This window comes from Xanthobacter sp. 126 (genome assembly GCF_000526175.1).
Taxonomy (GTDB): Bacteria; Pseudomonadota; Alphaproteobacteria; order Rhizobiales; family Xanthobacteraceae; genus Xanthobacter; species Xanthobacter aminoxidans.
The window spans coordinates 1,841,412-1,855,695 of the sequence record NZ_JAFO01000001.1 but is presented as its reverse complement, the minus strand read 5'-3'; the positions used below and the strand labels follow the sequence as shown (position 1 = coordinate 1,855,695).

The 14,284-nt window shown below is 68.0% G+C and carries 11 protein-coding genes and 1 riboswitch; all 11 genes read left to right on the top strand.

The annotated features are described in order from the left end of the window. Positions 1-35: 35 nt before the first annotated feature. A riboswitch (cobalamin riboswitch) is annotated at positions 36-236 on the bottom strand. A 327-nt stretch (positions 237-563) separates the two neighbouring features. After that, positions 564-1,784 carry an ABC transporter substrate-binding protein gene (locus XAN126_RS0108825; protein WP_024278227.1) on the top strand — a complete coding sequence of 407 codons (1,221 nt, stop codon included), beginning with the start codon at positions 564-566 and terminating at the stop codon, positions 1,782-1,784. A gap of 386 nt (positions 1,785-2,170) precedes the next feature. Then, positions 2,171-3,070, top strand: a complete 900-nt coding sequence (locus XAN126_RS0108820; protein WP_024278226.1) for a branched-chain amino acid ABC transporter permease — start codon at positions 2,171-2,173, stop codon at positions 3,068-3,070. Between the two features lie 5 nt (positions 3,071-3,075). After that, complete coding sequence (locus XAN126_RS0108815; protein ID WP_024278225.1) at positions 3,076-5,067, top strand: branched-chain amino acid ABC transporter ATP-binding protein/permease; 1,992 nt, start codon at positions 3,076-3,078, stop codon at positions 5,065-5,067. 10 nt (positions 5,068-5,077) lie between these two features. Then, positions 5,078-5,800, top strand: coding sequence for an ABC transporter ATP-binding protein (locus tag XAN126_RS0108810; RefSeq protein ID WP_024278224.1), 723 nt, complete (start codon positions 5,078-5,080; stop codon positions 5,798-5,800). A gap of 386 nt (positions 5,801-6,186) precedes the next feature. After that, positions 6,187-6,276, top strand: coding sequence for a K(+)-transporting ATPase subunit F (locus tag XAN126_RS27645; RefSeq protein ID WP_081762578.1), 90 nt, complete (start codon positions 6,187-6,189; stop codon positions 6,274-6,276). Positions 6,277-6,286: 10 nt separating this feature from the next. Continuing rightward, positions 6,287-7,996 (top strand): potassium-transporting ATPase subunit KdpA, encoded by a 1,710-nt coding sequence (gene kdpA / locus XAN126_RS0108795; RefSeq protein ID WP_024278223.1) that lies wholly within the window; start codon positions 6,287-6,289, stop codon positions 7,994-7,996. A gap of 1 nt (position 7,997) precedes the next feature. Further along, positions 7,998-8,138: a hypothetical protein gene (locus tag XAN126_RS28230; RefSeq protein ID WP_155982260.1), complete on the top strand. Its 141-nt coding sequence runs from the start codon at positions 7,998-8,000 to the stop codon at positions 8,136-8,138. Positions 8,139-8,155: 17 nt separating this feature from the next. After that, on the top strand, positions 8,156-10,219 hold the full coding sequence (kdpB, locus tag XAN126_RS0108785) for a potassium-transporting ATPase subunit KdpB (RefSeq protein WP_024278222.1): 2,064 nt from the start codon (positions 8,156-8,158) through the stop codon (positions 10,217-10,219). An 11-nt stretch (positions 10,220-10,230) separates the two neighbouring features. Further along, positions 10,231-10,839 carry a K(+)-transporting ATPase subunit C gene (locus XAN126_RS0108780; RefSeq protein WP_024278221.1) on the top strand — a complete coding sequence of 203 codons (609 nt, stop codon included), beginning with the start codon at positions 10,231-10,233 and terminating at the stop codon, positions 10,837-10,839. 38 nt (positions 10,840-10,877) lie between these two features. Further along, positions 10,878-13,595, top strand: a complete 2,718-nt coding sequence (locus XAN126_RS0108775; RefSeq protein ID WP_024278220.1) for a sensor histidine kinase KdpD — start codon at positions 10,878-10,880, stop codon at positions 13,593-13,595. Next, a complete protein-coding gene (locus tag XAN126_RS0108770) occupies positions 13,592-14,281 on the top strand; it encodes a response regulator transcription factor (RefSeq protein ID WP_024278219.1) in 690 nt (229 codons plus the stop codon). The genes XAN126_RS0108775 and XAN126_RS0108770 overlap by 4 nt, the downstream gene beginning before the upstream one ends. Positions 14,282-14,284 lie beyond the last annotated feature (3 nt).

Below are 14,284 nucleotides of genomic sequence, written 5' to 3'. Positions count from 1 at the left end.
AACCGCCATCAGGAGAACCCCGCCCGACGTGCTCGCGCGTGACCACGGCTGACGGCAGGTCTCCTGGCTCGCGGGTCATCGCCCAGACTGCCGCCTTCCCAGGTCTCGCGACCCAGTGGCTGATGGCAGAGGACTCGCCGCTTACAGTTGCGGGGGCAGCCACGGCATTTCCGGTGAGACCGGAGCACCGCGTTCCCTTTTGATCCCTTGCGGGAACCGTCACCGCGACCATAGGCGGCGGCCGCCCCCTGCGTCAACGGCACCTTCGCAGATGCGAAAGACTGCGCGCACCTGCGGAAAGACCGCGTCGGGAGGCGTATCGCGCGATCACATCTTGCTCATTGCTTCAAAAATGCGTGGTCCGAAATCACCGGCGACCCGTATCGCGAGCGTGTGGCTGCCTGCAAAAACGGCAGCAGCAAAGGCCGCACCCGACATTCCGCTAGGTTATGGTGGCGCGCCCCGCTCAATTCGCTTAAACGATTGAGAGCCGCCCCGCCACCGAGCGGGCGGGCACTACAAAAGTATAATAACCGAATAATCGGGAACACAGGGAGTAGAAGATGCGACTGAGGAGCATGGTCGCGGCTTTGGCCGCAGGCGTTGCCGTTTTCGGGCTTGCCTTTTCCGGTGCAGCTTACGCCGCCGACCCCATCAAAATCGGCCTGACCGGCCCCTTCACCGGCGGCTCGTCCTCCATGGGCGTCAGCATGCGCGACGGCGTGAAGCTCGCCGTGGACGAGGTCAACAAGGCCGGCGGCGTGCTCGGCCGTCCGTTGCAGCTCATCGAGCGCGATGACGAGGCCAAGAACGAGGTGGGCGTGCAGATCGCCCAGGAGCTGATCAACAAGGAAGGCGTCGTCGCCACCCTCGGCTACATCAACACCGGCGTGGCCCTCGCCTCCCAGCGCTTCTATCAGGAAGCCGAGATTCCGGTGATCAACAACGTGGCCACCGGCACCCTGATCTCCAAGCAGTTCGTGCCGCCGGACAACAAGAACAACTACATCTTCCGCACCTCCGCCAATGACGCCATCCAGAGCGCCATGATCGCCGAGGAAGCGGTGAAGCGGCAGGGCTTCAAGAAGCCGGCCATCCTCGCCGACTCCACCAATTACGGCCAGCTCGGCCGCGCCGATCTGGTGAAGGCCCTCGCCACCATGGGCGTGAAGCCGGTCGCCGAAGAGAAGTTCAACATCGGCGACACCGACATGACCGCGCAGCTGCTGCGCGCCAAGGAAGCCGGCGCCGACGTGGTGCTGACCTACGCCATCGGCCCCGAGCTGGCGCAGATCGCCAACGGCATGGCCAAGCTCGGCTGGAAGGTGCCGATGATCGGCTCGTGGACGCTCTCCATGGCCAACTTCATCGACACCGCCGGTGCCAACGGCAACGGCGCGATGATGCCGCAGACCTTCATCCAGCTGCCCGACACCCCCAAGCGCAAGGCGTTCATCGAGGCCTATCAGGCCGCCTACAAGATCGACCGCATGCCCTCGCCGGTGTCGGCCGCGCAGGGCTATGATTCGGTGCTGCTGCTCGCCGCCGCCATCAAGCAGGCGGGCTCCACCGACGGCCGCAAGGTCCGCGACGCCTTGGAAAACCTCAACACCAAGGTCGAGGGCGTCGTTACCGTCTACGACAAGCCCTTCTCCGCCACCGACCACGAAGCCATCACCGCCAACATCCCGGTGTTCGGCCTCGTCAAGGACGGCCGCGTCGTCGCCGCCCATCCCGAAGACATCGCCGGCGACAAGGCGGTGCGGGTGAAGCCCAAGAACTGAGGCTGAGAGGGCTCGAGTTCCGGTTCGCTGACCCAGCCACCGTGTGCACCGTCGTCCCCCGGCTTGTCCGGGGGACCCACGGAAAGTCGGGGAGGCCGCTCTGATGAAAGGGCGCCGGCCCAGCGGCGAAGTGGATGCCCCGGAACCCGGCTGTTGCCGGGTTCCGACGCCAGAGACGGAAGTCGGCAACAGCCGACTTCCGGACAAGCCGGGGCATGACGGCACTGGGAGGGGCCGGCGGGGGTGGGCTCTGGCAGCCCCTTCCCCCGACCGCCACCCGCCCCTTCGCCCACACCATTCGGATCGCCGCGCCAATAGAGCGTGGCGGCCGGTTCGCCCGGAACCCTGCCCCGACGCGGGGGCCGCGCCCCCTTCCGGAGACCGTCATGAACGTCCTGTCGCAGCTCATCGTGAGCGGCATCGCCGTAGGCATGATCTACGGCGTCATCGCCTTCAGCTACCAGCTCACCTTCGCCACCTCGAAAACCCTGAACTTCGGCCAGGGCGAGGCCCTGATGCTGGGGGCTCTGGTGGGCCTCACCACCATCAATTTCCTCATTGGGCAGGCGCTCGGCACCCTGTGGGCCTACCTGCTCATGCTGCCCATCGTCTTCGCCTTCGGCCTCGCGCAGGGCGCGGTGGTGGAATGGCTCGGCGTGCGGCAGGCGGTGAAGGCGAAGTCGGAAGCCGGCTGGATCATGGCGACCATTGCGCTGGGCATCATCTTCCGCAATCTCGCCGAGAACATCTGGGGCCGTGACGCCCTGCGCTTCCCCTCCCCGCTGCCGGAGGCCGCCCTCACCATCGGGCCGGTGCGCATCCAGCCCATGGAGATCGCCATCGTCCTCGGCGCGCTCGCCATCATGCTGGCGGTGGAAATCTTCAACCGGCGGTCCATCTTCGGCAAGGCCGTGGTGGCCACCGCCAATGACCGCGACGCGGCGGGCCTGATGGGCATCGACACGCGGCGCGTCATCACCTTCTCCTATGCCCTCTCCTCCATGACCGCCGCCTTTGCCGGCGTGCTCATCGCCCCCGTCACCCTCACCGGCGCCACCATGGGCGCGGTGCTGGGGCTGAAGGCGTTCGCGGTGGCCATCATCGGCGGCCTGTCCAGCGGCATGGGCGTCATCGTCGGCGGCCTCATCCTCGGCATCACCGAGACGCTGACCGGTTATTACATCTCCACCGGATACAAGGACGTGCCCGGCCTCGTCCTGTTGCTGCTGGTGCTCTCGCTGAAGCCCTCGGGCCTGTTCGGCCGCGCCACCATCAAGAAGGTCTGAGCCCCATGCTCGCGCGCCGCCTCCTTTCCTCCACGGGGTCGCTCCTCGGCCTCGCGGTGCTCGTCGTGCTGCCCTTCGTGGTGACGAGCCCCTATTACCTGCACCTGCTCGTCACCATCGCCATCTTCTCGATCCTGCTGCTCGGGCTCGATGTGGTGTTCGGCTATACGGGCGAGGTGTCCATCGGCCATGCCGCGCTGTTCGGCATCGGCGCCTACACAGCCGGCTGCCTCGCCATGCATTTCGGCATCGGCTTCTGGCCGGCGCTGCCGCTGGCGATCATCGTCGCGTCGGTGTTCGGCGTGGTGCTGGCGCTGCCGGCGCTGCGCGTCACCGGCCCCTATCTCGCCATGGTGACTTTGGCCTTCGGCACCATCGTCCAGATCCTCATCAACGAGATGACGGATCTCACCAACGGCCCGCTCGGCATCAAGCTGACGACGCCCCTCTTCCTCGACCTGCGCTGGCTCGGCGACAGCATTCCGCTGTTCGACATGTCGCTGAAGCGCATGAAGGAAGTGGAATATTACTACATCGCCGCCATCGCGCTGGTGCTGACGCTCATCATCATCAACCGCATCCTCGCCTCCCACCTCGGCCGGGCGTTCGAGGCGCTGCGCGACAGCCCCATCGCGTCCGACTGCATGGGCGTGTCGGTGTACAAGCACAAGGTGCTGGCCTTCGTGGTCTCCGCCGGCCTCGCGGGCCTCGCCGGGGCGCTGTTCGCCTATTCCGAGCAATATATCGCGCCGAACAATTTCGGCTTCGAGCTCTCGGTGCAGTTCCTGCTCGCCGTCACGGTGGGCGGGCGCAAGTCACGGCTGGGGCCCATCCTCGGCGCGGTGATCATCGTGTTCCTGCCGAACCTACTCTCCGACATCGAGCTGTTCCGCTACATCGCCGGCACCATCGCGCTCATCGCCGTCATCGCCGGCGCGCGGGCCTTCGTGAAAGACCCGGAGAACCGGGTGCGCAACGCCATCCCCGTGGTGCTGTGCCTCGCCTTCTTCGTCTTCTCGCTGCTGCTGCAGAAGATCACGGACTACAAGCTCGCCGTCTTCGGCGTGATGATCCTGTTCGTGGTCTACTACCTGCCGGATGGCATCGTCGGCTTCCTGAAGCGCGCCGCCGCCCAGCTCTGGCCGAGCCTCGTGCAGACCCACGCGGTCATCCATGCCGACACCCACGGCAAGGCCGTCACCGCCTCGCATGAGGGCCATGAGGGCGTGCTGCTCCACGTGGACAATGTGGTGATGCAGTTCGGCGGCCTCCGGGCGCTGGATCAGGTGTCCATCGAGGTGAAGCCCGGCACCATCCACGGCCTCATCGGGCCGAACGGCTCCGGCAAGAGCACCATGATGAACGTGCTCACCGGCATCTATGTGCCCACCGCCGGCGCCGTCCGGTTCAAGGGGCAGGCGGTGACCGGCAAGACCTCCGCCGACATCGCCAGTGAGGGCATCGCCCGCACCTTCCAGAACGTGCAGCTCTTCGCCGAGCTGACGCTCATCGAGAACGTGCTGGTGGGCCTCCACCACACCTATCAGGCGACTTTCGCCGAGGTTGCGCTGGGCCTGCCGCGCATAAGGCGGGAGGAGAAGGCGGCGCGCGAGCGGGCCATGAGCCTGCTCCACTTCGTCGGCCTCGCGGATCTCGCCAACGAGGAGGCGCGCAACCTGCCCTACGGCAAGCAGCGCCTGCTCGAAATCGCCCGCGCGCTGGCCCTCGACCCGGCTCTTCTGCTACTCGACGAGCCGGCCGCCGGCCTCACCGCGCCTGATATCAAGCACCTCGTGGAGATCATTCGGAAGGTGCGCCACGCGGGGCTCACCATCGTGCTCATCGAGCATCACATGGATGTGGTCATGGGCCTGTGCGACACGGTGACGGTGCTCGATTTCGGCCAGAAGATCGCTGAAGGAAAGCCGGCCGAGGTGCAGGCCAACGAGCGCGTCATCGAGGCCTATCTCGGCGGCGTCGCCGCTGCGGCGGAATGAGGAGATCGCCATGCTCGAAGTGAACGATCTCGTCGCCGGCTACGGCAAGGTGAAGGTGCTGCACGGCCTCTCCCTCCATGTGGAGGAGGGCCGGCTCGTCACCCTCATCGGCTCCAACGGTGCCGGCAAGACGACCACGCTGCGCGCCATCTCCGGCATGATCGTGCCGGAATCGGGCACGGTGCGCCTCGGCGGGGAGGACCTCACCGGCCAGCCCTCCTTCAAGATCACCAAGAAGGGCCTCGCCCACTCGCCCGAGGGCCGGCGCGTGTTCCCCACCCAGAGCGTGAAGGACAACCTGCTGCTCGGCGCCTTCCCCCGCCTCACCGGGGCGCGGGAGCGCGGCGACGTGGAGGGCGACCTCGACCGCATGTTCACCCTCTTCCCGCGCCTCGCCGAGCGCCGCGCGCAGCTCGCCGGCACCCTCTCCGGCGGCGAGCAGCAGATGCTCGCCATGGCCCGCGCGCTGATGCTGAACCCGCGCGTGCTGCTGCTGGACGAGCCCTCCATGGGCCTCGCCCCGCGCCTCGTGGCGGAGGTGTTCGCCACCATCGCGCGGCTCAAGGAGCAGAAGATCACCATGCTGCTGGTGGAGCAGTTCGCCGCCGCCGCGCTGGAGGTGGCCGACTTCGGCTATGTGCTGGAAAACGGCCGCGTCGCCGCGAAAGGCCCGGCCGAAGCCCTGCGCAACGACGCCGCCGTGCGCGCCGCCTATCTCGGCCACGCCCACTGAGGGCAACCGCCTGAACCCATGCGAAGGGCGCCCCCACGGGCGCCTTTTTTCTTTTGCGCAGGCCTCCGCGCCGCGCTTTTCTTTATGCGATTTTTATTTCGGCCCATCGCGGCCCGTCTCGAATCTTTATGCGCAAGGTGACACCTTCCCATCGCTGAACAGCGGCCGGGCAAAAGGTTCCCGGCGCTGCGGCCGACCGCGACGCAGGTCTTCCCGCGTCGTCGCGGCCCGACACTTCTGCGAGACCAACGTCCCATGCTCGACATTCTGATGCTCGCCCTGGCGGCAGGGCTTTTCGCCCTGGCCATCGGCTACGGCTACGCCTGCGAGCGGCTCTAGAGGCGGCCGAATACAGGCCGCGCGCGGCCGTATCGAAGGAAACTCCAATGACCCTCGATTTCGCACTGGGAGGCCTCATCACGGTGGGCCTCCTCTTCTACCTCACCCTCGCGCTCCTGAAGCCCGAGCGGTTCTGAGGAGGCCCCGATGACTCCCAACGGCTGGATCCAGATCGCCCTCTTCTGCGCCATCATCCTTGCGCTGACGCCGCTTCTCGGCGGCTACATGACCCGCGTGTTCGCGGGCGAGCGCACCTTTCTCTCCCCCGTGCTGCGCCCGGTGGAAGGCGCCCTCTACGGCCTCGCCGGCGTGGACCCGAAGCGCGAGCAGACCTGGCTCGGCTACACCCTCGCCATGCTGGTGTTCCATGTCGGCGGCTTCCTCATCCTCTACGCCGTGCTGCGCCTGCAGGACCTGCTGCCGCTGAACCCGCAGGAGATGGCGGCCATGCCGCCGGACCTGTCGCTGAACACGGCCATCAGCTTCCTCACCAACACCAACTGGCAGAACTACGGCGGCGAGAGCACGCTCAGCTATCTCGCGCAGATGCTGGGGCTGACCCACCAGAACTTCCTCTCCGCCGCCACCGGCATCGCGCTGGCGGTGGCGCTGATCCGCGGTTTCTCCCGCGCCTCGGCGCAGACGGTGGGCAATTTCTGGGTCGATATCACCCGCTGCACCCTCTACGTGCTGCTGCCGCTCTGCATCCCCTACACTCTGTTCCTGGTGTGGCAGGGCATCCCGCAGACCCTCGGCGCCTATGTGGATGCGACCACGCTGGAAGGCGCGAAGCAGACCATCGCGGTCGGCCCCGTGGCCTCGCAGGTGGCCATCAAGATGCTCGGCACCAATGGCGGCGGCTTCTTCAACGCCAATGCCGCCCACCCGTTCGAGAACCCCACCGCGCTCTCCAACTTCGTGCAGATGATCTCCATCTTCGCGCTGGGTGCCGGCCTGACGAACGTGTTCGGCCGCATGGTGGGCGACGCGCGCAAGGGCTGGGCCATCCTCGCCGCCATGGGCGTCATCTTCGTCGCGGGCGTCGCCGTCACCTACTGGGCGGAAGCATCAGGCACGCCGGGGCTGAATGCGCTGGGCCTCACCGGTGGCAACATGGAAGGCAAGGAGGTGCGCTTCGGCATCGTCGCGTCCGCCCTGTTCGCCGTCATCACCACCGCCGCCTCCTGCGGCGCGGTGAACTCCATGCATGACAGCTTCACGGCCCTCGGCGGCATGATCCCGCTCATCAACATGGAGCTGGGCGAGATCATCGTCGGCGGCGTGGGCGCGGGCATGTACGGCATGCTGCTGTTCGTGGTGGTGGCCATGTTCGTGGCCGGCCTCATGGTGGGCCGCACGCCCGAATATGCCGGCAAGAAGATCGAGGCCAAGGAAGTGAAGATGGCCATGCTCGCCATCCTCGTCCTGCCCCTGATGATGCTCGGCTGGACCGCGGTCGCGACCGTGCTGCCGGGAACGGTGGCCGCCATCAGCAATCCCGGCCCGCACGGCTTCTCCGAGATCCTCTACGCCTTCACCTCGGCGACGGCGAACAACGGCTCGGCCTTCGCGGGCCTCTCCGCCAACACGCCCTTCTACAACGTGACGCTCGCCGTCTCCATGTTCATCGGCCGCTTCATGATGATCGTGCCGGCCATGGCGCTGGCGGGATCGCTGGCGGCGAAGAAGACCGTGCCGGCCTCGGCGGGCACCTTCCCCACCCATGGCGGGTTGTTCGTCGGCCTGCTGGTGGGCGTCATCCTCATCGTCGGCGGCCTCACCTTCTTCCCGGCGCTCGCGCTCGGGCCGATCGTGGAGCACCTCGCGGCGGTGGCCGGCCAGACCTTCGGGGGCTGAGATGGCACGCCGCACCCTACATGCGCAGGCTTCGGCCCTGCGCACCTCCGAACTCATCCTCCTCGCGACACTCGCCGCCTTCGTCCTGGTCGCCGCCATCCAGATGGTCGCGCTCGTGGCCGGCGATGTCGGCAAATTCTGATCTTTCGGGAGCCATAAATGGCCAAGCCCCGTTCCAGCAGCATCCTCGACCCGGCCATCCTGGTGCCGGCCATCGGCGCGTCGTTCAAGAAGCTCGATCCGCGCGCGATGGTGAAGAACCCCGTGATGTTCGTGGTGGAGGTGGTCGCCCTCCTCACCACCGTCCTGTTCATCCGCGACCTCGCCACCGGCGGGAGCGGCCTCGGCTTCTCCTTCCAGATCATCCTGTGGCTGTGGTTCACCGTGCTGTTCGCCAATTTCGCGGAAGCCGTGGCCGAAGGGCGCGGCAAGGCGCAGGCGGATTCGCTCCGCCGCACCCGCACAGAGACGCAGGCGAAGCTCCTCACCGGCTCCGGCGATGACTGGCGGGAGGTGCCCGGCACCTCACTCAAGGTCGGCGACGTGGTGCTGGTGGAGGCGGGCGACGTCATCCCCTCCGACGGCGAGGTGGTGCAGGGCGTCGCCTCGGTCAACGAGGCCGCCATAACAGGCGAGAGCGCCCCGGTGATCCGCGAGAGCGGCGGCGACCGCTCGGCCGTCACCGGCGGCACCACGGTCATCTCCGACCATATCAAGGTGCGCATCACGGCGGCGGCGGGCTCCACCTTCCTCGACCGCATGATCCACCTGGTGGAAGGCGCCGAGCGGCAGAAGACGCCGAACGAGATCGCCCTCAACATCCTGCTGGCTGGCATGACGCTGATCTTCGTCTTCGCCACCGCCTCCATCCCCAGCTTCGCCGCCTATGCGGGCGGCACCATCTCCGTGGTCGTGCTGGTGGCGCTATTCGTGACGCTCATCCCCACCACCATCGGCGCGCTGCTCTCGGCCATCGGCATCGCCGGCATGGACCGCCTCGTGCGCTTCAACGTGCTCGCCATGTCCGGCCGCGCGGTGGAGGCGGCAGGCGACGTGGACACCCTGCTCCTCGACAAGACCGGCACCATCACGCTCGGCAACCGTCAGGCGGCGGAATTCCGCCCGGTGCGCGGCGTGAGCCCGCAGGAGCTGGCGGACGCGGCACAGCTCGCCTCGCTCGCCGACGAGACGCCGGAGGGCCGCTCCATCGTGGTGCTGGCGAAGGAGAAATACGCCATCCGCGGCCGCGACATGGCGACCCTCAACGCCCATTTCGTGCCCTTCACCGCCCAGACCCGCATGAGCGGGGTGGACGTGGACGGCACGGTGATCCGCAAGGGCGCGGTGGATGCCATCCTGAAGGATCTCCAGTCCCCCGGTTCGGCCATGCGTCCCGTTTCGCCGGAGACGCTGCGCGAGGTGCAGGCCATCGCCGAGGAGATCGGCAAGGCCGGCGGTACGCCGCTCGCCGTCGCCCGCGACGGCAAGGTGCTGGGCGTCGTCTATCTCAAGGACATCGTGAAGGGCGGCATCCGCGAGCGCTTCGCCGAATTGCGCCGCATGGGCATCCGCACGGTGATGATCACCGGCGACAACCCGCTCACCGCCGCCGCCATTGCCGCCGAGGCGGGCGTGGACGACTTCCTCGCCGAGGCCACCCCCGAGGCGAAGCTGAAGCTCATCCGCGACGAACAGGCCAAGGGCAAGCTCGTCGCCATGTGCGGCGACGGCACCAACGACGCCCCGGCGCTGGCCCAGGCGGATGTGGGCGTCGCCATGAACACCGGCACGGTGGCCGCCCGCGAGGCCGGCAACATGGTGGACCTCGACAGCGACCCGACCAAGCTCATCGAGATCGTGGAGATCGGCAAGGCGCTGCTGATGACGCGCGGGTCGCTTACCACCTTCTCCATCGCCAACGACGTGGCGAAGTATTTCGCCATCATCCCGGCCATGTTCGTGGCCTTCTACCCGCAGTTGGGCGCGCTGAACGTGATGGGCCTCGCCTCGCCGCGGAGTGCCATCCTCTCAGCCATCATCTTCAACGCCCTCATCATCATCGCCCTCATTCCGCTGGCGCTGAAGGGCGTCACCTTCCGGCCCATCGGCGCGGCGGCGCTGCTCAAGCGGAACCTGCTCATCTATGGCCTCGGCGGGATCGTGGTGCCGTTCGCCGGCATCAAGATCATCGACGTGGCCGTCACCGCCCTGCACCTCGTCTGAGGAGAGCCCTCATGCTCAACACCCTTCGCCCCGCCTTCGTGCTCCTCCTCCTGCTGACGGGGATCACCGGCCTCGCCTACCCCTTCGCCATGACCGGCGCCGCGCAGCTCGTCTTCCCGTCGCAGGCCAATGGCAGCCTCATCGAGAAGAACGGCACCGTGGTCGGCTCCGCCCTGATCGGGCAGACCTTCACGTCCGACCGCTACTTCCACGGCCGCCCCTCCGCCACCACCGGCGCCGATCCGGCGGATGCCTCCAAAACCGTGCCGCAGCCCTACAATGCCGCCAACTCCATGGGATCGAACCTCGGCCCCACCAATCCCGCGCTGTTCGACAGGGTGAAGGGCGACATGGCGGCGCTGAAGGCCGAGAACCCCGGCGCGGCGGTGCCGGTCGATCTCGTCACCACCTCCGCCTCCGGCCTCGACCCGGACATCTCGCCGGAGGCCGCCTTGTTCCAGGTGCCGCGCATCGCCAAGGCGCGCGGCCTCAATGAGGACGTGCTGCGCCGGCTGGTGACGCACGAGACGGACGAGCGCACCTTCGGCCTCCTCGGCGAGCCCAGGGTCAACGTGCTCGCCCTCAATCTCGCGCTGGACCGCTTCGCCGGCGCAAAATAGAACAGGCGGGACCTGAGCGGCCCGGCCGGGAGACGGCAATGCCCGAAGAGCGCGAGAGCGACCACCGCCCCTCGCCGGACGCCCTCCTGAAGGAGGCGCAGCGGGAGAGCCGTGGCGAGTTGAAGATCTTCCTCGGCGCCGCCCCCGGCGTCGGGAAGACCTACGAGATGCTCGCCTCCGGCCGCACCCGCCTGAAGGAAGGCGCCGACGTGGTGATCGGCGTGGTGGAGACCCACGGCCGGCGCGAGACGCAGGCGCTGGTGGAGGGCTTCGAGATCGTCCCCCGCCGGAAGGTCGCCTACAAGGGCCGGCAGCTGGAGGAGATGGACCTCGACGCCATCCTCGCCCGCAAGCCCGACCTCGTGCTGGTGGACGAGCTGGCCCACACCAACGCCCCCGACAGCCGCCACGCCAAGCGCTACATGGACGTGGAGGAACTGCTCGCCGCCGGCATCAATGTCTATTCCACGCTGAACATCCAGCATGTGGAAAGCCTGAACGACGTGGTGGCGCAGATCACCCGCATCCGCGTGCGCGAGACGGTGCCCGACGCCATCATCGACCGTGCCGACGAGATCGAGGTGATCGACATCACCCCCTCCGATCTCATCCAGCGCCTGCACGACGGCAAGGTCTACGTGCCCGACACCGCCCGGCGCGCGGTGGACAATTACTTCTCCCCCGGCAACCTCACCGCCTTGCGTGAGCTGGCCCTGCGCCGCACCGCCCAGCGGGTGGACGAGCAATTGCTCAGCCACATGCGCGCCCATGCCATCTCCGGCCCGTGGGCGGCGGGCGAGCGCGTGCTGGTCTGCATCAGCGAGGACAAGCGCTGCGCCGCGCTGGTGCGCTATTCCAAGCGCCTCGCCGACCGGCTGCGGGCACCGTGGGTGGCGCTCTACGTGGAGACGCAGCGCAGCTTCCAGCTCGGCGACGTAGAGCGCGACCGCATCGCCGAGGTGCTGCGCCTCGCCGAGCGGCTGGGCGCCGAGGCCGTCACCGTGCCCGGCGGCGCGCACATCGCCGACGATGTGCTCGGCTATGCCCGCTCCGCCAACGTCACCCAGATCGTCATCGGCAAGTCGGACCGCTCGCGCTGGTTCGAGATCCTGCACGGCTCAGTGGTGCACGACCTCGTGCGCCGCTCCGGCAACATCTCCGTCCATGTGATCGCCGGCGATGCCGGACAGCCGGCCTCCGAGGAGGCGCGCGCGGCCACCCCGCTGCCGGTGCGCCGGGAGGTGCGGGCCTATGCGGAGGGCGCGTTCCTCGTCGCGGCCGCGACCCTCGTGGGCGTCGCCCTGCAACGGCTGCTGGGGCTGCAGAACGTCGCCCTCGTCTTCCTCACCGCCGTGCTGGTGAGCGCCGTGCGCTCCGGCCTGTGGCCGGCGCTGGCGACCTCGGTCGCCGCCATGCTGGCGTTCAATTTCTTCTTCATCCCGCCGCTTTACACCTTCACCATCGCCGATCCGGAAAACGTGATCGCGCTGTTCTTCTTCCTGGTGGTGGCGGCCATCGCCAGCAACCTCACGGCGCGGGTGCGCGGGCAGGCGCTGGCGGCGCGGGCGCGGGCGAAGACGACGGAAGACCTCTATCTCTTCTCCAAGAAGCTCGCGAGCGCGGTGAGCCTGGACGATCTCCTCTGGGCCACCGCCTTCCAGATCGCCTCCATGCTGAAGGTGCGCGTGGTGATGCTGCTGCCGGAGGATGGCGCACTCACCGTGAAGGCCGGCTACCCACCGGAAGATGCCATCGACGCGGCGGACCTTGCCGCCGCCAACTGGACCTACGAGAACAACCGCCCCGCCGGCCGCGGCGCGGACACGCTGCCCGGCGCGCGCCGCCTGTTCCTGCCCATGCACACCGGGCGCGGGGCGGTGGGCGTGGTGGGCATCGACAAGGACAAGGAAGGCCCGCCCCTCTCGCCCGAGGAGCGCCGCCTGCTCGACGCCCTCGCGGACCAGGCGGCGCTGGCCGTCGAACGCGCCAACCTCGTCTCCGATGTGGAGAAGGCCCGGCTCGACGCCGAGACCGACCGGCTGCGCTCGGCGCTCCTCACCTCCATCTCGCACGATTTGAAGACGCCGCTCGCCTCCATCCTCGGCGCGGCGGGCACGCTGAAGAGCTTCGCCGCCGCCCTCACCGAGGACCAGCGCGGCGAGATGCTGGCGACCATTGAGGAGGAGGCGTTGCGGCTCAACCGCTTCATCGCCAATCTGCTCGACATGACGCGGCTGGAATCCGGGGCCATCGTGCCCAATGCCTCGCCCAACGACCTCGCCGAGATCGTCGGCAGCGCCATGCGGCGGGCGGCCTCCATCCTCAAGGACCACCGGGTGGAGATCGATCTGGCGCCGGACCTGCCCATGCTGAACGTCGATCCGGTGCTGTTCGAGCAGGCGCTGTTCAACCTCCTCGACAATGCCGCGAAATACGCGCCCGCCGGCTCCCTCGTCTCCCTGCACGGCTGGGCCGAGAATAGCCAGGAGGGCGGCCATGTGACGTTGCAGGTGCTGGACGAAGGGCCGGGCATCCCGGACGAGGACGTGGACAAGGTGTTCGACAAGTTCTTCCGCGCCCGCAAGCAGGATCAGGTGCGCGCCGGCACCGGGCTCGGCCTCGCCATCTGCCGGGGCTTCATCGAAGCCCTGGGCGGCACCATCGCGGTGGCCAACCGGGCTGACCGTTCCGGCGCCGTCTTCACCATCGACCTGCCCGCGCGGGCGCTCGCCCCCATGCTGGAGGCGGCCCCGTGAGCGCGGCGGTGAAGCTCCTCGTGGTGGACGACGAGCCCGCCATCCGCCGCCTGCTCGCCACCGGCCTGCCGACGCAGGGCTACGGGGTGGAGAGCGCCGCCACCGGCGCCGAGGCGCTGGCGCTCATGGCCGCGGGCGCGCCCGATCTCGTCATCCTCGACCTCGGCCTGCCCGACATTCCCGGCCGCGACCTGCTGCGCCGCTGGCGCGAGGAGGGGCTGACCTGCCCCATCATCATCCTCTCCAGCCGCACCGACGAGCCCGGCATCGTGGAGGCGCTGGAGGCGGGGGCGGATGATTACGTCACCAAGCCCTTCGGCATGAACGAGCTGGTCGCCCGCATCCGCGTCGCTCTGCGCCACCGCCTCCAGCAGCAGGGGGAGAAGCCGCTGTTCGTGGTGGGCGACCTCTCGGTGGATCTGGTGCGGCGGATCGTGAAGGTGAAGGACCGGGAGGTGAAGCTCTCGCCCAAGGAATACGCCATCCTGCGGGTGCTGGTGCAGCATGCGGGCAAGGTGCTCACCCATCATTACCTGCTCTCGCAGGTGTGGGGCGAGATGCACGATCTGCAATATCTGCGCGTCTATGTCCGCCAGCTCCGGCAGAAGTTGGAGGACAACCCCGAAAAGCCCCGCTACATCCGCACCGAGACCGGCGTCGGCTATCGCCTCGCCGAGCCGGAGTGAGCT

Coding starts and splice junctions, on each gene's coding strand:
- XAN126_RS0108815 (WP_024278225.1), top strand. CDS start 3,076: ATGCTCGCGCGCCGCCTCCTTTCCTCCACGGGGTCGCTCCTCGGCCTC.
- XAN126_RS27645 (WP_081762578.1), top strand. CDS start 6,187: ATGACCCTCGATTTCGCACTGGGAGGCCTCATCACGGTGGGCCTCCTC.
- XAN126_RS0108775 (WP_024278220.1), top strand. CDS start 10,878: ATGCCCGAAGAGCGCGAGAGCGACCACCGCCCCTCGCCGGACGCCCTC.
- XAN126_RS0108820 (WP_024278226.1), top strand. CDS start 2,171: ATGAACGTCCTGTCGCAGCTCATCGTGAGCGGCATCGCCGTAGGCATG.
- kdpB (WP_024278222.1), top strand. CDS start 8,156: ATGGCCAAGCCCCGTTCCAGCAGCATCCTCGACCCGGCCATCCTGGTG.
- XAN126_RS0108780 (WP_024278221.1), top strand. CDS start 10,231: ATGCTCAACACCCTTCGCCCCGCCTTCGTGCTCCTCCTCCTGCTGACG.
- XAN126_RS28230 (WP_155982260.1), top strand. CDS start 7,998: ATGGCACGCCGCACCCTACATGCGCAGGCTTCGGCCCTGCGCACCTCC.
- kdpA (WP_024278223.1), top strand. CDS start 6,287: ATGACTCCCAACGGCTGGATCCAGATCGCCCTCTTCTGCGCCATCATC.
- XAN126_RS0108810 (WP_024278224.1), top strand. CDS start 5,078: ATGCTCGAAGTGAACGATCTCGTCGCCGGCTACGGCAAGGTGAAGGTG.
- XAN126_RS0108825 (WP_024278227.1), top strand. CDS start 564: ATGCGACTGAGGAGCATGGTCGCGGCTTTGGCCGCAGGCGTTGCCGTT.